A 22,335-nucleotide genomic window follows, 5' to 3' on the forward strand; every position below is an offset into this window, starting at 1 on the left:
TAGCACTGCTTTCGTTAAAGAGTACACAATTGAATTTTTATAGGTTTTTCTTGATAACCTACTCTTATAATTTTAGCTATCACCCGTCCTTGCTCAATTGTTAGTTCAAGTACTCCTAATAAATTCTCAACTCCATCTTGAACTTCAACTATGGCAATATTTTCTTCTATAGTAGTAACTATAAAAACTGTGTCATTACATTCAGCACTTTGTAAAACGAAATTCGCGCAAATAGGAGTTTTCATACTCATCCTTAGCTATAAAATTAGAAGCAACACAATTTACTGAAAAAAAATAAAGCTGAGTCATAAATTAACCCAGCCTTATTATTATTTTTCTAATTAATTAGAACAACATTCTGACAAGCTTTGCTCAACAACAGAAACATTTTTGATATCGCTGTCTTTACCGTCCCAATCGTATCCATGTTCTTCAGCCCAAGCTTTCGCTTCCTCCAGTTTGCTAGTACGAGAACTGACTACTCTTCTCAAATCAACATCACTCAGTTCTTGAGATACCGTATTACGTGCCATTAAGGTTTCAGCGTGCTTGAGATTAACTTGTTCAAGTTCTTCTTGTTGTTCGAGTCGTTTCATCTCGTTGCGCTTGTTCATGCGTTCCTTATTTAGCACTATTAGTAATTCACTCAAAGCGTAGATTATTTTCACCCGAAGTTCATTACGATATTCTTGTTCCTCGGTACTTAAATAATCTTCGGAATCGAGTTCTATCCATTCTTCAATTTCATCAGAAGTAAGATTACATTTGATTTCGATTAACCGATGCTGATGTTCTGGTTCCAACAGCAAAATATCTAACTGCTCGACTATGTAATTCCGAAGATTCTTATGAATATCCTGAAGTTGCTTCTCGTCGGGATTTTGTTTATCAATCATGGAGATATCACCGACACCAGATGCAAATATTTCGGTTAAACGCTGATGCTGCCAACCATAATAGGCTTTCATATCATACTCTGGTGGAGTATAACCTCGGCGATCGCCTTCGTTATCAGCATAAGGATTTTGATATTCGTTACGGTATCCAGGAGCAATCAGAAATTGTTGCAATTCTCCTTCTTCTTTAGCTTCTGACCACAGTTGCTTCCAGTCAAGTAGATTTATGGCTTGAGATTTAGTTTCATACCACAAGGCTGCAACGCGGTAGTAGTATTGAATTGTTTCTTTGCGAGCAGATGTTTGTTGACCTAATTGGCGATTCTTTTTGATGTTAAGCATGATTGAAGTGATATAGTATTCAAGATTGTCTGCACCCTTTAATAATTCAATTAAAGAGTTATTTATTCACCTTTTTTAGTGCGAAGCACATTACATTAGGGTTGATTTTTTTAGTTTCTGCAATTAGTTTTTACGGGATTACAGAGCGGACACAAACTAACCGGACTATGGCGTTGTTTAAGTTGTTTTTCTAACTCGCGATTGCATTTTGACCAGTGACGAACAAGTTGCAATTTATATTTATAATCTTGCACAACCGCACGAGTTATTTTTGCACCTGTGCCACCGTTATGTTCTTCTAAACGCTTTTTTAAACTTCTGCTGGTATAGCCCAAATAATGTTGAGCAGTTCCTTTCGGATTTTTCAGATTTCCAATTGGTTGTGAGAAATGTAAAAGATAAACATAGCCCATAATATGCACCGCTTAGATTGTTTTTGCAACCTAAGCAAGTGCTATTTTAGGTAAAATAAATTCTTCTCACATTAAGCTTTATCTACAACTTGAAAATCTTCTTCAATTAAACCCAATTCTTTATTCAAAGCGGATTGTTCTTTCATTACTGCTTGTAATTCTGCTGCTTTAGAAAACGGTTGGTCTTTTTGAAGAGATAAATCTTTTTCTGCTTGTTTTAGTTTTTGAAGTTGATTTTCTGCTTGTTTCAATTCTTTATCAATACCGCTATTTACACAATATTCCAAAGCAGAAATAGTTCCTATCGGAGTCTTTTTCACAGAAGCTTTGTAAATCGCATTTCCGATTAGTTGAATCGTACAACCTCCAATATCATGTACGATTGATAAATCAAATCCAGCAAACTGACCAAGTGAAAAAGTACCGTATTCGACTTTGATTTCTAAGTCCCGTACAATAGCGTTAATATGCTCACCTGCGGCTTTACGCTTAATCACTCGCACTTTCTTACCATCATTCGTATAGAAATTAATACTAAACCTATCTCCAGCAACAGATACAGTACGGTTACTGTCTGCTTTATGATTTTGTAATTTGATGCTAATTTTCTCAATTCTATCGGGAAGTTTCTCTAAATCTCGATGAATGGTAATTTGCTGATTAATATGGTCGCGCTCTTCTTGGAGTAATTTAGCAACTTCTGAATCTAACTCTACTTTACGCATCAACCTGGGGTCGCCGCTAGCGGTTGCCATGACTTCGGCGTAAGATAAGACGATATCGGTACAGTCATCAATGCTACGAGCGGTATTTCTCCCAGCTAAAGCAGCTTCTATAAATTCGGCTTTGGTTTTAGAAGTTTGATACAAGTAACCATCTGGACTTAACCCTGCAACTTTTTTACCTTCTGCATCCTGATACGGTTTACCCTGGGTAACGTATCGATATATCTTAACTTTAGAGTTGTAATTACCTTGTCTAACCGAACGTCCTGCTCTTTGTGTATGGTCTGTAGGTCGCCAAGGACAATCCAAGTCGTGGGCTGCAATTACGTAATCTTGAACGTTTGTCCCAACACCCATCTTGGCTGTTGAACCAATAAATACCCGAATTTTTCGTTGTCGTACCGCTCGGAATAAAGCTGATTTCTGTTCGTCAGTTTTAGCATCGTGGATAAATGCAATTTCTTCAGTTGGTACACCACGTTCTATCAGTTGGCTTTTTATATAGCTATAAACCGTAAATCTATCTGAGTTGTTTTCCTTCGGGGTTCCCACATCGCAAAATACCAGTTGAGTCAAACGTTCGGCTTGCGTCGCTTCCCATATTCGGAAGATATTATCGATTGCAATGTCAACTTTGGTGGGAAAATGGCTTAAAGCATCTATTTCTTCCGGTTCGAGAAATTCACAAAGCACGTCTTGGCTTAAACAACGTAAATCAACCACCCCTTGACGAATATGGGTTGTAATTCGAGGCATATTATCTTCTGTTGATTCTACCTCTCTTGCTTTGATTGCTTCAGCTCTTTGAGCAACGTAATCAAAAAACTTGAGTTGTTCTTCTGTCGCTGGTACTTCTTGAGTAACATACTCTTTCTCTGGTTTGGGTAAATTCAAATCTTCGTCAGTTAGGATATCTGCAACCTGCCAGAATAACTGTCTCCACTCCGGAATATTATTAAACACTGCCAATCTGCTTTTAACTTCCAGAGTTCCTTGGGGAGTAATTTCGGCACCTACTTTGATTTCTGCAAAGTTTGACACCCAAGCATCAAAATGTAACAGTCCTAATTGCTGTAAAGTTTCGTACTGTAGATATATTTGATTGACCCAGGCTTCAGCTAAAGTGTTGGTAATTGGTGTAGCTGTCATTAAGGCAACACCCCGACCTGCACCGTGCTTGTAACTCATATAGCGAGTTTTCATCAGAAAATCTTTAGCACGGTAAGAAGCACTGCTGGGAACTCCTAAGACTCGATTTATTTTGGTGTTGAGGTCGAGATTTTTTACCTGTTGCGATTCGTCGTAGAAAATCCAATCAATACCCAACTCATCAAAAAATACGGTATTATCCTTAGTTTCTGCATTAGCTACCGCATTAATATTTTCTGATAATCGCGTCAATTTCTTTTCTAAATTCTTCATTACCCGTTTGGTACGTCTACCGTTGCTTTTGGCTGCAAGGTAATCAGTTTCTACCATTTTTGATTCTTCTTCTAGAAATTGCTTAATCGTATCTGGATGCAAAGGTAATTTACTAAAAGCTGTATGACTCAGAATGATTAAATCCCAATCTCCCGTAGCAATTCTCGAAGCCAACTCGCGTCGTTTTTTAGCTTCCATTTCGGCACTTCCAGCAATCAACAATCGCATTTGAGGATACATTTGAATTGCTTCACTAGCCATTTGTTCTGGTAAATGGTCCATTACTACTAAGCAAGGTTTGTAGCAAATTCCCAGACGTTTGAGTTCTTGAGAAGCTGCGATAGATTCGCTTGTCTTACCTGCACCAACTGCATGACCTAGTAAAGTATTTCCAGAAGATATTATTCTCCAAATCGCGTTGAGTTGATGGGAACGTAATTTATTGCGCCATTGTGGGTTCATTCCTGGTAGCTCCAGATGCGAACCGTCGAAATGTCGCGGCACAAGGCTATTGTACTGCTGGTTGTAAGTTTGAGTAAGTCGTTCCGCACGTTGGAAATCGCTCCAAATCCAACGTTTAAATAATTCTTTAAGATTTTCTTGCTTTGTTTGAGCAATTCTTGTCGCTTCTGGATTTTCTACATAGGATTCATCAACTTTATCTCGAACTATAGGAACCCGAAGATTTAGTGCTAATTCAATTAGTTGATGTGCCATTATCCGCTCTGTGCCATAAATTTGACAGTTATTTTGAGATTGAAGCAGATTTTTACAAATTTGTACTTCCCAAGTCGCAGTTGCTTTACTGTGATAAACATAGATATCGTCAGCATCTACATTTAAAGTTTCAGCGATAAAATCTGTAATATCTTGAGTTGGAATCCAAGGAGAACCCAAACGCACGTAGATATCTCCTGGAAGCAAGGGAGTTGGTTGGACTTTTTCTAAAGCTTCGACGTTGACTTTTAATTCTGGATTTGTTTTTACCGCACTTTGAGCAATTTCTAGCTTGTTTCTGACGTTACCCGACAAATATTCATCGCTTGTTACCCATCGTTCAAGTTTTGGGTCAAAATGAATTAGTTTATCCTTCTGTAATTCACAAATAATATCTTGTGGAGGTTGGGAAAGTAATTTCGTCATGAAATCTATATCAATACGTCCCTTCTCGCTCAAACTATAAATTAATGCATCCAATGCTGTATCTGCACTTGTTTTTGGTTCATATTCACGGATGGTGCGTTTGCTAAAAATATCAGTTTTACTTGCTGTCTTACTATCGGGGTCATAGTTTTCTAGTGCGAGTAATAACGGATACTCTGGGTCTGATGAAAATACTCGACGATTACCTACAGAGTGTAAATATCCGTAGCTTCTAATAAAACTGTCGTAAGCATGATTGAGACGTTTTTGTGCTTGAGATAATTGTTTGTCAGTACCACCACAAGATTGGATAAAGAAAACCTCTTTAACTACTTCTCGCAACCGAATCAGCCAGAATAAGCGCAAACGAGGTATACCAATCACGTTTATCCGCTCTAATTTTCCCTCCATAACTTGCCAAGGATGGTTCTCGTACCAAATCAAGGAAAAAGGTTTGATTTTATTTTGTAAATCTGGAGGAATTAATATTGATTTTGATTTTCTAGTGATTTTATTCTTTGGTTTTGCATCTTCAGTTTCGAGATAAATTCCTTCTGGTAGACGGGTAAATGCAGTTCTAATCGCTGATATTAAATCTCTTCCATCGCTTGCTAACCCCAGACGATTAGCTCCACCATAAAGTTTGTCTACGGTTAGTTTTCCTAGAAGCATTTCTGGATTATTTTTATAGTAGCAAGGCATCAATAACGGCGAACCATCGGAAGATGTTAATCCGCTATCGCAAACTTCAAGCCATTGAGTTGAAGATGGTTCTTGTTCGGGTTGACGCTTTTGTAAAATAATTAAATCGGTGGTGACTTGAGTATTAGTGAATGCCATGAAAGCATTACTGGGTAAGCGCATTGCTCCTACTAAGTCAGCGCTTTTTGCAAGTAATTCCCGTACTCCCCTACTACGACGAGATTGTAGTGTTCCAACAGAAGTAATAAAAGCAATTAATCCACCAGGACGAATCAAGTCAAGGGATTTGATAAAGAAGTAGTCGTGTAGATTGTAAATTGGTAGTTTATTGTATTTTGGGTCGTTAGGGGTGATATTGCTAAAAGGTACGTTACCGATGGCTAAATCAAAGTAATTTCGTGGTAGCATCACATCTTCAAAACCCTTGATATAAATATCGGCTTCCGGGTAAAGTTGTTGAGCAATGCGACCTGTGATTGAATCAAGTTCGATACCAGTCCATTTAGCACGACGATTCCAAGGTGTGGGTGCGAGTCCCAGGAATAAACCACAACCCATACTCGGTTCTAGAATACGACTTCCGCTAAAACCAAGATGTTTTAGTCCTTGATAAATTTCTTGGATGATTTCTGGTGTGGTGTAGTATGCATTAATAATGCTTTTTCTAGCTGCTTGATACTCTGTTGGTGTGAGTAATGCTTTTAGTTGATTACCAAGATGTTCCCAACTAGGTTTAAGAGGTTCTTCAAATATTTCTGGTGCAATTCCCCAACCTAGATATTCGGCAAGGATTTGTTGTTCAGTAGGTGTGGGATAACGGTTTTCTTGGTCAAGTTTTTTGCTTAATTTGATTGCTTCAATATTCTTAGCAGCTTTAGTTTTTATTCCTCCTTTACCTATAGTGTGAGTGAGTCGGAAATTTTTAGGTAGAGTAGTTTGAGTGTTTTGATAATTGATGGTTTGCTCGAATAAAGATAGTTGATAGGCTTGTGTCATTAGAGTGAATATGATTTATTTTCACCCCAGCGTCAGCAATGATTATTTTAATTAATAGAAAAACTTTAGCTATTATTTGTAAATATCGAACGCTATTTCTAGATAATTATTATTTTCGGTAAAATGTAATCCTTTAATTAATAGTAAACGCTTTTACTATCGATTAAAAATGTAGATTTCTCTAAGTCCGACTTCAATTGAGAAATAGGAGTCAATAAACCAATCTTGTGCAATTGCTTTCCAATCAATATAAAATGCGGGAATATTTAATTCTTCAAGCTGTTGAATCTTTCCGCACTCTTCCCACATCTGGTGAACAAAATCTTTTTCGTCTTCGTATTCACCTAAATAACGGTCTTTAAAATCTTCTTCTGTTGCATAATTGCTACCGTAGTGTTGGTAGTAAACAGCATAAGCTTTACCATGTTCTTCAAGGAGTTGCGCTAATTCAGAGACTGTTTCTATATCTTCGTATTCACTAAGCTGTATTCCTTGCCAGCATTCGTAATCATGTATTGCCCATTCGTCGCAAGATTCTGTATCTGCAACTGGCGACCATGAAAGCATCCATTTAATATCGTCTTCGATATCTTCTGGTTGTTGAGTGCCATCAATCCACAAGCCATGTAAATACCCAGCATTATAAGCACTAAGACAGGCTACATAAATTTTGGGCGTTTCTTCATCTGTACATTCCCTTTCTTCATCAGGAAATGGCAACATACATCTTAAACTAGCATTTCTTTTAACAACTTTTACTTGAACTAAAGCAATAGCTAAATTTAAAGCTCTCAAATCAATATTTTGAATAAATAAAATATTATCCAAACGTTCAACATTGTAAAGCTGTTCTGCTACAGATACAGCATCTTGTTCTGAATCAAATATTATATTCATTGTCAAAGATTTTTGTTTAATGAAGTGAAGGGGCAGTTTTAAAACTTACCCCATGTGTTAAAAATTAGCTATTAGTTATTGTTTTACACCGTTACCGTTTTGCAAAAATTCTGATACTTGGATTTGACAATCACAACTTTTAATTTCTTCTAGTTCCCATTGTAAAGTTTCTATTTTTTGATTAATTTGTTGTTCCGTAACGCTGCGAAGATTGTTCAACAACTTTTCTAAAATAGGTATCTGGTTGGGATGAAATTCAATTGTAAATTTTTCGTTGTCAGCATAACAAATAACAAGTTCAACGAAACCAGACAGAATAAAGGTATTTAAGTAAGTACTATCTAATAGTTTGATGGTCGTTGAACGATAAATTTCTATGTTGCTTTCCATTGTTTTAAATTCATAATTTTTCAACCCCTGCAACAGCAAATTCCATATTGATTTTAAATAGGTACTTTTAGAATATTTTCTATATTTAGTAATGTGTATTATCTTGATTTTGTAACGAAGCTTTTAGTTAATTAATTTGGATTTCAACAAGCTTTCACCAACCTCTGTTTCAACTGCGTATATCGCTCCTGAGATTTCCTAGAACGAACGCACATACCGATCGCTTTCTTACTACCAATAATAATCGCCAACTTCTTTGCACGAGTTAAGCCGGTATACAATAAATTCCTGCTCAACATTACGAAATGTTGCGAATATAGTGGCAAAAATACAACCGGATATTCCGAACCCTGCGACTTATGAATACTGACGCTCCAAGCTAAAGCCAGTTCATTCAAATCAGCATAATCATAAATCACATCACGCTCTTGGAACTGTACGATAACTTCCTGTTCCTCAGTGTCAATATGAATAATAAAACCCATATCCCCATTAAAAACTTCCCGCTGGTAATCGTTAGTTAATTGAATAACGCGATCGCCAACTCGAAAAATTATCCCACCCCTTGTTACTTCTACCTTCTGGGGACTAGGAGGATTAATTAATTTTTGCAGTACGTTATTAAGGTTGCGCGTACCCACTAAACCTCTAGTCATTGGTGCGAGTACCTGTACATCAGTAACTGGATTAAAACCAAGTTTGGGAATCAAATCTGTAATCAACTCGCTAATTGCTTGTACTCCATGTTCCGGTTGAAATCCTCCTCCATGCCACAAACAATCCGATTCTGGGGAATCGGAAATTGTTTCAATCAAAGGATATTGTCCGCGATTTATTTGGTGAGATGCGGTAATAATTTTACTACTAGCAGCTTGACGAAAGACTTGGGTGAGTCGCACTACCGGAACTTTACCCGAATGAATTAAATCTGCCAAAACGTTACCAGCACCGACTGACGGCAGCTGATCTATATCCCCAACAAGAAGAAGTTGGGTATCATCCGCTACTGCTTCAAATAACGAATATGCCAAAAATAAATCAAGCATACCAAAATAATTCGTAATTCGTAATTCGTAATTATTTCTGTTTAAGTTTTTTAGTAGAAGAAACTAATATCTTGCCAATTTCATTAGCTTCTTGAAGCAAAGAATCAAACTTAGATTTCTCTACTAACTCAGATTCAATTATAATTTCCAACCAGTATTGAGTTTCTCTTGCTTCTTTCAATGCAATTTCTAATTTACTAATAAAATCTTTGTCAGACTGTGCCGATTGTGCCTCCCGAACATTGGCTCCAATAGATGTTCCAGAACGAAGTAATTGGCTTGATATTATTCGATTAACTCCTGGTTTTTCATCTAGGAAGCAACAAGCTTTTATAATTCTAACTGCAAACTTTTTAGTTCTGTCAGTTATACTAATATTATTAATCATCTTTATAATGTCAACTAACTATTAATAATTATCTCATATTCAGTTTTTAAATGTAATCTTAATTAATTACGAATTACGAATTACGAATTACGAATTATTCTACCCATCGCTTTCCATAATGAAACAATAGTCCGGGTGCAAAAGGTTTTACCAACACCGGGACCACCTGTAATAATCATGATTTTTGAGTAAGCTGCCGTTTCAACTGCTTGTAGCTGCTCCGTTGATAATGAAACTTTGCGGCTTTGGCTAAAACGCTCCAACCAATTATGGACGCGGGGTATGTCTGTATTTATTGCTTGATGCAACCGAGAAAGTATCAGTTGAGCTAGGTTTTGTTCGGTATGGAAGAAGGTTGGTTTGTAGCAAAGTAATGTTTTATCAGTATCTCTTTCTCTAACTAGTTCATCACTGAGGGACATATCGCAGATAACTTTTGTTAGAGCATCTTCTTGTGGTTGATGTTCGTCAGTTTTTAACTTTTCACAAAGCTGTTGTATTAATTCCGGCTGGGGTAAATAACAATGTCCCGAATCTGCTGCTTCGCTTAAAACGTGAATAATACCAGCTTTATATCGAAATTCCGAATCTGGAGGAACACCCAAATTACGAGCAATTTTATCCGCAGTAAGAAACCCAATTCCATAAATATCGGTTGCTAGCTGGTATGGGTTTTCGTTAACTTTATTGATTGCTAAATCACCGTAATTTTTGTAAATCTTTACCGCGTAGGTTGTTGAAACACCATGACTTTGAAGAAATACCATCACTTCTTTTATGGCTCGTTGCTCCTTCCAAGCTTTCTGAATCATGGCAATACGTTTCTTTGCAATGCCATTCACTTCTTGCAACCGTTCAATTTGGTTATCAATAATATCGAGGGTTTCTGTACCAAAACAAGCGACGATGCGTTTTGCTGTTACAGGTCCAACACCCTTGATTAAACCGCTACCTAAATACTTTTCGATTCCGGTGATTGTTGCTGGTTTGGTTTCTTTATAGTTAGTAACTTGAAATTGCAAACCATATTGCGGATGTTCTCGCCAGAAACCATTTAATTGAAGAGTTTGTCCGGGCTGAATACCTGCAAAGCTGCCCGTAATTGTAGTTAATTCCGATACCCTTGGACGCTGCAACCGCGCTACCGTATAACCCGATTCTTCGGAGTGATAGGTTAAGCGCTCAACCTGTGATTAAAGAAAAGGTTCAGCGTAATGAGACTGTAATTAAGTTACTTAAGCAGTTTAAAATTGACCCAGAGCATCCACCGGGAGATTTTAGTGGGGTATATGCTTATACTCTTGTAGAATATGGTGTTGGTAAGCCACAGCCCATTCTTGAGTTGTTTCGTCAGCAAGAAATTAAAGCAGCGTTTCGCAAAGCATTTGACCATAACAACCCTTCAATATTGCTATCTGAGATAGATGCTTTTGTCGATGCTTATGCTTTGGGTGATGAAATCAAAAGTTTGAGAGTTGATATCAAGCGGGAAATTGCAGCGTTTTACATCGTGTTTTCGCAAGTCGCGAAACTTACCCGCAATCCAGCAGATACGATGATGAGCCAGCAAATTGGCTCTTTACATACAAATATCAAAAATATTCAAGAGCAGCTTGATAGAATGCCGACTCTTGAAGGTATTCGTACAGAAATTGCGCGGTTAGCAGCACAGAATTATCCAGCATTACCCGACAATAATGTAGAGACGTTGTATACAACGTCTTTGCAAGATGAAAATCAATGCAGAGCCATAGCATTAGCTCAACAAATGCGTGGTTGGTTTGAAACTTTGGGTTACAGCTTTGAAAATCATGAAGTTTGGGCGGAAGAATATTTTGAATTTATCATTAATATTCCTGTAAGACGTAGTTTTGACCGCATCCTAGTACGGGGAATTGCTGGAGAAATCGGACTTAGCGATGTAATGGCTTTGCGCTCTTCGGTGCAGGAACAAAAAACTGATGAAGGTTGGTTGGTAACTACTCGTCGAATTTCTAGAGCTGCGCGGGATGAGGTTAAGAAGGAAGACAACCGTTTTCTCGATTGCTACACTTTTGACGAACTGATTGACCTTGATGCTGATTTTAGCGGTTATGTTAATTGGTTGGAAGCGGAAATTAAACGGCGAAAGGTTGATACGTCGTATGTACCTTTAGCCTGTACCAAGGAAGAACTTGACCCAGTTACTAGACAACGTATAGGTGTTAGCCATTACGAGGAAGAAGACGGTTGGATTGATGGCTACATTGATTTATGGTTGGATGACCCCGCAAAAGAGCATATTTCTATACTGGGTGAATTCGGTACTGGTAAAACTTGGTTTGCTTTTCACTATGCTTGGACTGCATTACAACGTTACAAAGATGCTCAAAGACGCGGTTTAGAGCGCCCCCGCTTACCTGTAGTAATTACTTTACGGGATTTTGCTAAAGCTTTGAATGTAGAAAATGTTTTAGCGGGGTTCTTTTTTACCCAGCATAATATCCGCATCAATAGCGATGTCTTTGACCAGCTGAACCGCATGGGTAAGCTGCTGTTAATTTTTGACGGTTTTGACGAGATGGCTGCAAAAGTTGACCGTCAGCAGATGATTAATAATTTCTGGGAACTGGCTAAGGTTGTGGTTCCCGGTGCCAAGGTGATTTTAACTTGTCGCACGGAACATTTTCCCGAAGCTCAAGAAGGACGCGCTTTACTGAATGCAGAGTTACAAGCTTCTACTAAGAACTTAACCGGAGAAACACCCCAGTTTGAAGTGTTGGAACTGGAAAAATTCAACGACGAGCAAATAAGACAAGTATTGTTACATCAAGCGGAAGCCGCAACTGTTGACCAAGTGATGGGCAATCCGCAATTATTAGACTTGGCACGTCGTCCGGTAATGACCGATTTAATTTTAGAAGCATTACCAGATATTGAAGCGGGTAAACCTGTGGATATGTCACGGGTTTATTTGTATGCTGTGCGACGAAAGATGGAGCGGGATATCAAAGCCGAACGCACGTTTACTTCTTTGGCAGATAAGCTGTATTTTTTGTGCGAACTATCTTGGGAAATGCTTTCCACCGACCAAATGAGCATTAATTATAAGTTGTTTCCCGATAGGATTCGGCGCTTATTTGGTTCTATAGTGCAAGAACAAAACGACTTGGATCACTGGCACTACGATATGATGGGGCAGACAATGCTGATTCGTAATGCTAATGGGGATTATACTCCCGCCCATCGTTCCTTATTGGAGTTTTTTGTAGCGTATAAATTTGCGGCTGAATTGGGAGCTTTGGCTGATGATTTTACGGAATTAGCACAAGCACAATCTTGTTTGGATTTGAATGCTGCACCCGTTGAATATACTTGGTCTGGTTATTTTGAGCGGCAGTTAGATAATTCCGGAAATTGTATTGCGATTCCTCCGTTAAAGGGATTTGTTAAAGAATCTTTGGAGAAATTAAGGGAAAGTTTTGGAAAAGCTCCATTAACGAAAGCGGTATTGGATTTGATGTTGGGAATGGTAAGCGATAATGAAGCGCTGGTTAAGGTTATTGAGATGACGCGGGGGAGAGGTGAGGAGGAGGTTGGTTATGTTGGGGGGGGAATGCGGCGACTTTGGCTGTGAAGGTTGATAAAACTGCTTTGGAGGGGAGAGATTTTTCGGGTGCTGTGGTTAAGGGAGCGAATTTTTCTGATATCAGTTTGCGCGATGTTAATTTTGCAGATGCAAAGTTAATTGAAAGTTTTTTTACTAAAATCTTTGGCACAATCTTCTCAATTGCTTATAGTTTTGATGGTCAATTAATAGCTACTGGTGATGGTGATGGTGTTGTTCGTATATGGGAAGTTGCTAGTAATAAAGAAATATTAACTTGCAATGGACATACTGGCGGAATACTTTCGGTTGACTTTAGTTCTGATAGTTATAAATTAGCTAGCAGTAGTTACGATGGAAAAATTAGATTATGGGATACTTGCACTGGTAAATGCTTAGTAGCTTTGCAGGGACATAGCAGTTCTGTATACTCAGTTGTATTCTGTTCTGAAGATAAAATTATTGCTAGTGGCAGTTCTGACGGCACAGTGAGATTATGGAATATTAACACTGGTCAATGCTTACAAATTCTACAGAGTAATACTAATTCAGTACACTCGATTGTATTTAATCCCAATAATAAGATGCTGGCTAGTTGCGGTAATCATAACACCATAGAACTATGGGATATTCAAACTTACCAATGTTTAAAAACTTTACAAGGACACACAAATTTTGTAGCTTCAGTTGCTTTTAGTCCTGACGGTAAGACACTTGCGAGTGGAGGTTACGATCAAACTGTAAAATTGTGGAATGTGAACACAGGCAAATGTGAATCAACATTGCAAGCCCATAATGTGTCAGTATTAGCAGTTGCTTTTAGCCCTGATGGAAAGATATTAGCTAGTGGGCATGACAAAACTATCCAATTATGGCATTTAGAAACAGGTGAATGTCTTAAAACATTAAAGGGACACTTCCATTTAGTACGTTCAATTGCTTTTAGCCCAGATGGAGAAACACTTGCTAGTGGTAGTTATGACAAGACAGTGAGATTCTGGAGTATTGCTACAGCAGAATGCCAAAAAGTTTTACAGGGTCATAGCACTTGGGTAAATCTGTAAAAATTTTACAAGGTCACACTAATTGGGTTCAATCAGTTGCTTTTAGTAGGAATGGTGAAATAGTTGCTAGTGGTAGTGCTGACAAAACATTAAGAATATGGAATTTCCGCACAGGAGAATGCCTGAACATTTTACAAGGATACAGCGACTGGGTGCAATCAATCGCTTTTTCTGCAAACAATCAAATACTTGCCAGTGGTAGTGTTGACGGAAGTGTAAGATTATGGAACATCAAACTTGGAAAATGCTGGAAAATTTTTCAAGAGAATTACGGAATACGCTCAGTTGCTTTTAGTCCGGATGGTCAAACATTAGGTATTAGTGATTCATCTGGAAAGATAAAGCTGTGGAATATCCATACGAGCCAATGCCTTAAAATATTACAATTGGGAAGTGGTTCTTGGACACGTTCAATTGCTTTCAGTTCGGATGGCAAATTTTTAGCTAGTGGAACTCCTAATGCAGGTGTTGGTTTATGGCATCTCTCCACTGGTGAATGTTGGAAAAATTTACAAGCTCATAGCAGTACAGTATCAGCAGTAGCTTTTAGTCCAGATGGCAAAAGTTTCGCAAGTGGTGCAGACGACCAAACTGTAATACTCTGGGATATAAATGCTGGTAAATGTCTAAAAATTTTACGGGGTCATTCCCTTTGGATTCGTTCAGTTGCTTTCAGTCCGGATAGTAAACTGCTTGCTAGTTGTAGCTGTGATGGCACAATCAAGATTTGGGAAACTGACACAGGCGAATGTCTCAAAACCCTAAAGAGCGATCGCCCTTACGAACGCATGAATATCACAGGTGTCAAAGGCTTAACCGAAGCCGAAATCTCTACGCTAAAAGCATTAGGTGCAGTGGAAAACTAAATAAACCTTTCACATCCAGTTAAAACCAAGCCGATTCATCGCAATCTCCCATCAAGTCTTCAATTTCACAATAATGCTGGTAATCAAATTCCAATTGTTTCAAATCGGTATCCAATACTAAATTTTTTAATTCTTGGACTATTTCTTGAACATGATTTTCATCGCTAACACCTGAGTAATATGTTTTGATAAATTTGTCAGCTTTACTGATGAATTGTTCTAAGTTTGAAACAAATATCTGTTCTGAATCGATTGCTTGAATCATTATTTTTTCCCAATTATTATGGTTGTTTGATTAAATCAACACTTGTTTATAAGCATTAATTCCTTTTCAACCAAACATAGATTTAAATTGAGTAAAATACTATTCTTCTCCTGTCTTTGCTAATTCCTTATATATCTGAACTTTATACTCGGGACAATATGAGTTAACAGCAGCGGTTCTGATATATACGTGGCTTGCGTTTATATCGTTCATAACTCTATTTGATAATTTCTTTTCTCGTTTCAAATCAGACATTTTATCCCAATGAGCTTTTATATCTTTTTGAAATGTGGAGTTTTTAATACTTTTACAGATACCATTACCGATTTTTTTAGCTTCACTTTTTCCTATATATTTATCGAATACTTCTCTTATTTTTGGAGTCGAACCACGTCTTGATTCAATTTGTTGATTTAGCAGTTGTTCAAATTCTGCATCTAGTTTTGCTTGTGATTTTTTGGGAGCAGAACAGCTATTAGTAAATAGGAGTAAAGTAATTAAGACTAAATATTTATGGTTAAATTTAAAAGGCATTGCACTACTGTTTTTAATTTATTTTTTACTTCTCTATATCATTGTTCCCAAAATAAAGTTAAATATCTCACTAATTCCAAATTATTTTACAGACAACTACATATGATATCAAGTTAATTGCGATTGGGGGATTTTATCGAATAATGAAGTCATATTGGTGCGTGACGGTAAGAATCTAATTATCATTTTCACAATTGAAAATTTCTGTAACCGTCACAGCACCCTACAAGTTTATTACTTTTTATATCTTACTTCCGCGTAGCGGTACTAGCCCACAACTTCCCCACCGCAACCGCATTTTTTACGACTGCAACGATAGCAAAAAAGATTATCGCATTCTACACAAATAGATAGGTTCTCTAATCTATATGTTTCTCCACAACGACAGCAATAATCTCTTGTACGAAGTAATTGACTATAATTTGAATCTCCAAGAGCTTTTATATTTGTCCTCCCAAATTCTTTAATTTCTGCAATATTTTCCTCAGACTTTCTAGCTTCACTACAAGCCCATAGATAAGCAAGCATTCTTTCGTATTCTGTAGTAAAAAGCTTGGTGATACTCTTATCGCTATCGTACCATTCTTTCATTTTTGCATTGAATCGTTCTTGAAATCTGCTCATGATAATATTTCCGTAATGAATAAAATACTAATTACTTGCGGGAGCAATATAAAAAGCAAAGCTATTATTATTTAAGCGACAAGATGGAAATAGCGTATTCCAGGTACTGTTAAAGTAGAGACATCTACCAAAAGTAAAAATAAAAACAGAATGAAGAGAGAAGTTTTTAACTATCCTCCTAGTGTTGAAGTTCTCAAGATATTAACAGCAGGTTCTCTAAAGCAAAATTTAGCAAAAGCAGTCAGAATATGGGTTATTTTACGGTCAATTTATGGAGACGAAAGCGATGAAGTAAAATTAGAATTGAAAGAAGAGTTTAGTTTTTTGGAATGGCGCGATTTATTTTTCATTGATGCTAAAAAATATCATCAACGCGATTGCATACCAAATTTACATTATGTAAATCAGTTAAATCAAAATTTTATCAAAGAAGAATGTCGATGTGCTATCAAACTAAAACAATGGTTGTTTGAATCAAGTTTAAGAATTGATGAAAACCACTGGTGTCAATCGCTAAAAAAATATTATTCCTTTGAAGGTGATGAACTAAATAATCTGCTTCAAGGTGGAATAGCGAAAAATAAATCTCAACACATACAATCAGAAGTAAAATCGTTAACTGTTAATAAAAAATTTTCCAAATCCTTACCAGAAGGACGTTTGTTTGCAGTTACTGGTCGTAATTTAAAAGACAACGATTTTCAATCTTTAGTAAATTTAGGTTGGTTAAATATCAAAAAATATAGTGGCAAAGTTATATATACAAAAGTAAATCGGTTCCCGGAAGTTTTCTTAAGTTCTCTGAAGAACAAAGAAATTACCTCAGAACAATTCACAAATCATGAATTATCAGCTTTTAATAATTCTCTTTCACAACCTATTAACGGTATACAAAGATTTTTTATTCATGCAGAATATATAGTTCATTCAAGTTTAAACGAACATATAGAGCTATTGCAGCAGAAAATAAAAAGTCTTTGGAAAAGGGACAAAGTACCATTAGTTAAATTAAACTATCGTAGCGCTAAACTATATCAAGAAACAATTGATTGTATTGTTTATCCAGTCTGTATTTATTACTATAAACGCGCACCTTATTTATTTGCTTATGGTCAAATTCCTCAGTCAAACAGGAAGAATCCTTGGAGTAAAATAGATTGGTATGACTATCGACTTGATAAAATTATTAATTTAGATGAATTAAATAAATTAGATTCTAATGCAGATAACCTTGATATACCCAAACACTTTTTAGATAAATGTTACGGTAAATATCCACCAAATCCAGATGAAATTAAAGATAAAATGTCAGCAGTTTGGGGATTTGATATTCATAAACCCCAAGCATTATTAATACTAAGATTTGACCAATATTTTTACGGTAATTATATCGAAGGAACAGAAAGAGATGATATGTTTCATAAAATTACCCGTAAACAGGTAGAAAAACTGATTAAATCTTACACACCAAAAGCATCTTTAGAACAGAAACAATTGATTTCTACAGTACAATCTCGTTCCGAATACGATATTTATTGCAAAATTGATTATCGAGTTGACGACAATAATATTGTCATGCGTTTACGAGCTTGGTGTCCAAATGTTGAAGTGATTTTTCCTTTGGATTTAAGAGACAGAATGAGAAGAGAAATGCAAGAAGCATATTTTATGCATAGGTAAGAAGTAAGAAGTAAGAAGTAATAAGCAGATAAACACTTATTATTTATTATTTGTCGATTAAAATTAGCTCTGAAAGAAGCGAATTAAACTCTTTACTGGATAAGAATAGTGATTAAATCCAAACTAGTACCGAAATATAAATCCCAAAATATAATACAATAAAATGATGAAAATATTATAATATTAGTATCTTTGATTAATAAACTAAAAGAAAAATAAACTACTCTTTACTTCTTACTTTTTACTTTTTACTTCTTACTTAAATCGACATGAATTTAAACACAACACAAAAATACTTTTTAACAAATCGTTTTGAACAAGCTTTAGTTTACGCTTCAAGATTACATCGCAAACAAATAAGGAAGGGAAGCAATATTCCGTATATTAGTCATCTTTTAAGCGTTACTGCATTGGTGTTAGAAGATGGTGGTGATGAAGATGAAGCTATTGCTGCATTATTACATGATGCAGTAGAAGACCAAGGAGGACAAGCAACTCGTGAAGTAATTTTTGATATGTTTGGATTAAAAGTTGCGGAAATAGTTGATGGTTGCAGCGATACGAATACTATACCAAAGCCTCCTTGGTTGCAGCGCAAACAGCAATATATTGATAATTTGCGCGGTGCTTCTGCTTCTATTCGTAAGGTATCGCTAGCTGACAAATTGCATAACGCTCGCAGTATTTTGAGAGATTTATCTAGCAATGGTGAATCTACTTGGGGAAAATTTAAAGGTGGTAAAGAAGGAACATTATGGTACTACCAGACTTTATTGCAATTATTTCTGGAAACTAATGCTGATTCATGGATGGTACAAGAATTCAAGCGAATTGTCGAACAGTTTTCAGTGAACAGTTAACAGTGAACAATGAACAATGAACAATGAACAATTACCAATTATTAATTACTTCTTACTTCTTACTTCTAAGTACTGATTGGTGCGTGACGGTAAGACGACAATTCATTGTCATACCAATTCTGTATGAGGCTGCGCTAAAAGCCCTCACTCTAGAAGAGTGGGGCTAAACAAACGAAGCCCCCTCTATGCCCTCCGGGCACGCTACGCTAACAGGGGCTAAATTAGGCGCATCTTTATAAAGAAATGGTATCACAATCGACAATTTTATCGTAAGTACAGCACCCTACAAGTTTATTACTTTTGACTTCTTGCACCAGTTGTGATAACCGCCTTGTAAGCCGGAGGCTTTCTCGAAGAGAAATCAATTTCAAGGCTCACATACAAAGTACGTTGAAACGCACTAAAAGCCTTGCCCAGTCTGATTTATCAGACTTTGTTTTTAAGCCTGAGAATTTATTCTAAGGCAGTTGTTGAGAATGGTGCAAGATATCAGTTACTTTTGACTTCTTACTTTTTACTTCTTACTTCTTACTTATTATGATTTCCAGTCAATTTATCGATATTAATAATTTTCAACGTGCTTGGGAAAAGGTTGCTGATAAACGCGGTTGCGCGGGTGTTGATGGTGAAACTATTAGTAGTTTTGCTAGCAATCAAACGGTTAATGTTTATCAGTTAATGAACTCTGTTGCTGATGGTAGCTATCAACCTTTTCCTTGCAAGCAGGTAATTATTCCCAAAAGAAACGGTTCTCAAAGAGAGTTAAAAATTCCTACAATTCGAGACAGAATTGTTCAGCAAGCTCTATTAAATGTAATTAGTCCGTTAATGGAAGAGAAATTTTCACCTGTAAGTTTTGCTTATCGTCCTAATTTATCTTATATCAATGCGGTAGAAAAAATAGCTGACTGGCGAGACATGGGTTATGTCTGGGTTTTGGATGCTGATATCGTCAAGTTTTTTGATAATATTGACCATCATCGCTTATTACAACAGGTAAGATTACATATTGACCATCCAGGTATTTTATGTTTAATTAAAGCTTGGATTTCGGTTGGTGTGGAAACTAGAGAAGGGCTAATCTTACCTCAAAAGGGTATTCCTCAAGGTGCGGTTATTTCTCCAATTTTGGCAAATATTTATCTCCATGAATTTGATGAAATTATTAGCGCTAGTGATTTAGAAATTGTGCGTTATGCTGATGATTTTTTGGTTTTATCAACTAGTCAAGAACGAATCGCGATCGCAAAATCGCAAGTGATTGATTTATTGGATTCGCTGGGGTTAGAAATAAATACTGATAAAACCCAAATTACTAGCTTTGAACGCGGTTTTCGTTTTTTAGGTCATGGTTTCTTATCAGATGCTATTTTCCCTGTAGATACAAATAAAGCCAAGTTGAAGTCAGGGATTGAAACTAATCGCGAGAAAACGAGAACTAGAAAAACTAGTAAAAAAAAACTTTATCACAACCCATATCGGAACAAGAAAGTAGTTTAGAGTTAGCCGAAGCTTCTAACTCAATAACCAACGGTTTTGCTGGTTTGGGTTATGAAAATATACGTTATCTACATAAACCATATTTTGCTGAAACAATCACAGAAAAACCTCCGCAAACAGAAGAGGATGATAGTCCTTTTCAAAAAAATATTTGGAATGCAGAAATGGCAGCTATTTACCTAATTGAACAAGGAACCAATATATATAAGGATTATCAACGGTTTATTATTCATGTCTCAGAAAAACCGAAGCTTGAAGTTCCAATTCGGGATGTACAGCAAATTATAGTATTCGGTAACATTCAACTTTCAACTCCAGTAATTCAAGCTTGTTTAAAAGAACAAATTCCGGTGGTATTTCTCAGTCAAACTGGTACTTATCACGGTCACTTATGGAGCGAAAAATCTATTCATCTGGATAATCAATTAGTACAAGCAGAAAGACGTAATGATGATTTGTTTCGATTTAGCGTATCAAGAGCGGTTGTTTTAGGTAAATTATTGAATTCCAAACAGTTATTGATGCGATTTAATCGCAGACGCAAAATAGGAAAAGTAGAAGAAGCTATTTATGGAATTAATCAAGATATTGATGCTTTAAATTATGTTGATAATTTGGATACTTTGCGCGGTTATGAAGGAATTGCTGCTGCTAGATATTTTCCAGCTTTTGGGAATTTAATTACTAATCCTAAATTTAGTTTTTCCCAGCGATTTCGGCAACCTCCCACCGATGAGATAAATTCATTATTGAGTTTTGGCTATACGCTTTTATTTAATAATGTACTCAGCTTTATTATTACCGAAGGACTTTCACCATATATCGGTCATTTTCACTATGGAGATAAACAAAAAACATATTTAGCTTTTGATTTAATGGAAGAATTTCGCTCTCCGATAGTTGATAGCTTGGTCTTAAAAATTATCAATAAATCTTTATTTAAACCACAGGATTTCGATGTGGTAGCGAGTACTGGAGGAGTATACTTAAGTCAAACTTCTAGAAGAGTTTTTCTGAAACAGTTTGAAAATCGCATGAATGAAGAAATTTCTCATCCAGATTTAATTTCTCAAGTCACATATAGACACGCAATTCAATTACAAGTTAGGAGATATAAGCGCTGTTTATTATCTGATAATATTTATGAATCCTTTTTAAGAGCAGATTAGTTTCTGTTTGATTTTCTGTAATTCAGTAGGATGTTTTATTGCTAAATAAAGGTTTTAAAAATATAATTTTTATTAAGTATTTATACATCCTATTGAAAATGTTAGTGGTTGTTGTATACGATATTCCTAATGATAAAAGACGTACTAAGTTATCCAACTTTTTAGAAGGTTATGGGCAAAGAGTACAATTTTCTGTATTTGAATGCTTTCTGAATTTGGATGAGATGCGACAACTTTTTGAGAAATCAAAAAAAATCGTTAAACCATCCGAAGACAACGTGCGATTTTATTGGATTTCTGAGGATGCCGTTTCCAGAGTCCTTACTATTGGTAGCGAACATCCTAACGCGCCGCCAAACTACTATGTAATATAGGTTTTAGTTCTACTACGGAGATAAAGTGAACATGAAAATCGACGCATCTCGCCAAATCGCTCAAATGCCTATTATTCCGTTGAGATGCGTCGATTGCTTGCTAGGCAAGGGTTTGAGGTCGGTGTTTTGCTTGATTTTCGGGCTCATATATAATGTTTTTCAGAGATGCGTCGATTTGGCTCCTGTAACCCTTACTGGGTAAGGGCTGCTGAGCGAACTCCCCACCGATTGGGTTAATTCGGATTAGTTGGAAACTTGGGGGAAGTTTGCATATTAACTCGTTACCTCCCCACCGATTGGGTTAATTCGGATTAGTTGGAAACTTTTACCAATGAAGTTTCCAGTGATAGCAATTATGTTACCCCACCGATTGGGTTAATTCGGATTAGTTGGAAACTTCATCGTCTCCACCAGTTTCACGTATAACAGAACTTTCCCCACCGATTGGGTTAA

General features: G+C 36.5%; 16 protein-coding genes, 2 pseudogenes and 1 CRISPR repeat array (1 of these 19 running past the window's edge). Of the genes and pseudogenes, 6 read left to right on the top strand and 12 right to left on the bottom strand.

From position 1 onward, the window contains the following. Positions 1-14: 14 nt before the first annotated feature. The 9 genes and pseudogenes from RIV7116_RS23820 to RIV7116_RS23860 all read right to left on the bottom strand — a co-directional run bounded on the left by RIV7116_RS23820 (position 15) and on the right by RIV7116_RS23860 (position 10,496). On the bottom strand, positions 15-245 hold the full coding sequence (locus RIV7116_RS23820; protein ID WP_015120887.1) for a hypothetical protein: 231 nt from the start codon (positions 243-245) through the stop codon (positions 15-17). Between the two features lie 96 nt (positions 246-341). Continuing rightward, positions 342-1,238: a hypothetical protein gene (locus RIV7116_RS23825; RefSeq protein WP_015120888.1), complete on the bottom strand. Its 897-nt coding sequence runs from the start codon at positions 1,236-1,238 to the stop codon at positions 342-344. A 110-nt stretch (positions 1,239-1,348) separates the two neighbouring features. Then, positions 1,349-1,651 carry a GIY-YIG nuclease family protein gene (locus RIV7116_RS23830; protein WP_015120889.1) on the bottom strand — a complete coding sequence of 101 codons (303 nt, stop codon included), beginning with the start codon at positions 1,649-1,651 and terminating at the stop codon, positions 1,349-1,351. A gap of 71 nt (positions 1,652-1,722) precedes the next feature. After that, complete coding sequence (locus RIV7116_RS23835; protein ID WP_015120890.1) at positions 1,723-6,639, bottom strand: helicase-related protein; 4,917 nt, start codon at positions 6,637-6,639, stop codon at positions 1,723-1,725. Positions 6,640-6,795: 156 nt separating this feature from the next. Further along, a complete protein-coding gene (locus RIV7116_RS23840; RefSeq protein ID WP_015120891.1) occupies positions 6,796-7,536 on the bottom strand; it encodes an antirestriction protein ArdA in 741 nt (246 codons plus the stop codon). A 75-nt stretch (positions 7,537-7,611) separates the two neighbouring features. Further along, positions 7,612-7,926 carry a hypothetical protein gene (locus RIV7116_RS23845; RefSeq protein ID WP_044291151.1) on the bottom strand — a complete coding sequence of 105 codons (315 nt, stop codon included), beginning with the start codon at positions 7,924-7,926 and terminating at the stop codon, positions 7,612-7,614. 143 nt (positions 7,927-8,069) lie between these two features. After that, positions 8,070-8,975, bottom strand: a pseudogene (locus RIV7116_RS23850) (ATP-binding domain-containing protein); the annotation flags it as partial. A gap of 28 nt (positions 8,976-9,003) precedes the next feature. Continuing rightward, positions 9,004-9,360 carry a four helix bundle protein gene (locus tag RIV7116_RS23855; RefSeq protein ID WP_015120893.1) on the bottom strand — a complete coding sequence of 119 codons (357 nt, stop codon included), beginning with the start codon at positions 9,358-9,360 and terminating at the stop codon, positions 9,004-9,006. Between the two features lie 80 nt (positions 9,361-9,440). Beyond that, a complete protein-coding gene (locus tag RIV7116_RS23860; protein ID WP_371261574.1) occupies positions 9,441-10,496 on the bottom strand; it encodes a helix-hairpin-helix domain-containing protein in 1,056 nt (351 codons plus the stop codon). A gap of 20 nt (positions 10,497-10,516) precedes the next feature. Between RIV7116_RS23860 and RIV7116_RS34155 the strand changes: the two are divergent. Beyond that, positions 10,517-14,876, top strand: a pseudogene (locus tag RIV7116_RS34155) (NACHT domain-containing protein). A gap of 19 nt (positions 14,877-14,895) precedes the next feature. Here RIV7116_RS34155 and RIV7116_RS23875 read toward each other — a convergent pair. The 3 genes from RIV7116_RS23875 to RIV7116_RS23885 form a co-directional block, all read right to left on the bottom strand. Further along, positions 14,896-15,141, bottom strand: coding sequence for a hypothetical protein (locus tag RIV7116_RS23875; protein WP_015120897.1), 246 nt, complete (start codon positions 15,139-15,141; stop codon positions 14,896-14,898). A gap of 99 nt (positions 15,142-15,240) precedes the next feature. Then, entirely contained in the window at positions 15,241-15,675 is a 435-nt protein-coding gene (locus RIV7116_RS23880) for a hypothetical protein (protein ID WP_015120898.1), read from the bottom strand. Between the two features lie 267 nt (positions 15,676-15,942). Beyond that, complete coding sequence (locus tag RIV7116_RS23885; RefSeq protein ID WP_015120899.1) at positions 15,943-16,299, bottom strand: hypothetical protein; 357 nt, start codon at positions 16,297-16,299, stop codon at positions 15,943-15,945. Between the two features lie 150 nt (positions 16,300-16,449). Between RIV7116_RS23885 and RIV7116_RS23890 the strand changes: the two genes are divergently transcribed. From RIV7116_RS23890 to cas2, 5 genes are all read left to right on the top strand, one after another. Further along, the gene (locus tag RIV7116_RS23890) at positions 16,450-17,979 is read left to right on the top strand and encodes a TIGR03985 family CRISPR-associated protein (protein ID WP_015120900.1); all 1,530 of its coding nucleotides are present in this window, start codon (positions 16,450-16,452) and stop codon (positions 17,977-17,979) included. Positions 17,980-18,248: 269 nt separating this feature from the next. Continuing rightward, the gene (locus RIV7116_RS23895) at positions 18,249-18,839 is read left to right on the top strand and encodes an HD domain-containing protein (protein ID WP_015120901.1); all 591 of its coding nucleotides are present in this window, start codon (positions 18,249-18,251) and stop codon (positions 18,837-18,839) included. Between the two features lie 537 nt (positions 18,840-19,376). Continuing rightward, positions 19,377-20,339, top strand: a complete 963-nt coding sequence (locus RIV7116_RS23900) for a reverse transcriptase domain-containing protein (protein ID WP_015120902.1) — start codon at positions 19,377-19,379, stop codon at positions 20,337-20,339. Positions 20,340-20,383: 44 nt separating this feature from the next. Then, on the top strand, positions 20,384-21,508 hold the full coding sequence (cas1, locus tag RIV7116_RS23905; RefSeq protein WP_015120903.1) for a CRISPR-associated endonuclease Cas1: 1,125 nt from the start codon (positions 20,384-20,386) through the stop codon (positions 21,506-21,508). Positions 21,509-21,606: 98 nt separating this feature from the next. Continuing rightward, the gene (gene cas2 / locus RIV7116_RS23910; protein ID WP_015120904.1) at positions 21,607-21,882 is read left to right on the top strand and encodes a CRISPR-associated endonuclease Cas2; all 276 of its coding nucleotides are present in this window, start codon (positions 21,607-21,609) and stop codon (positions 21,880-21,882) included. A 219-nt stretch (positions 21,883-22,101) separates the two neighbouring features. Next, a CRISPR array of direct repeats spans positions 22,102-22,335; the repeat unit is 36 nt; unit sequence CCCCACCGATTGGGTTAATTCGGATTAGTTGGAAAC (it continues 6,973 nt past the right edge of the window).

Origin of the sequence: Rivularia sp. PCC 7116, from assembly GCF_000316665.1 — a bacterium.
GTDB lineage: Bacteria > Cyanobacteriota > Cyanobacteriia > Cyanobacteriales > Nostocaceae > Rivularia.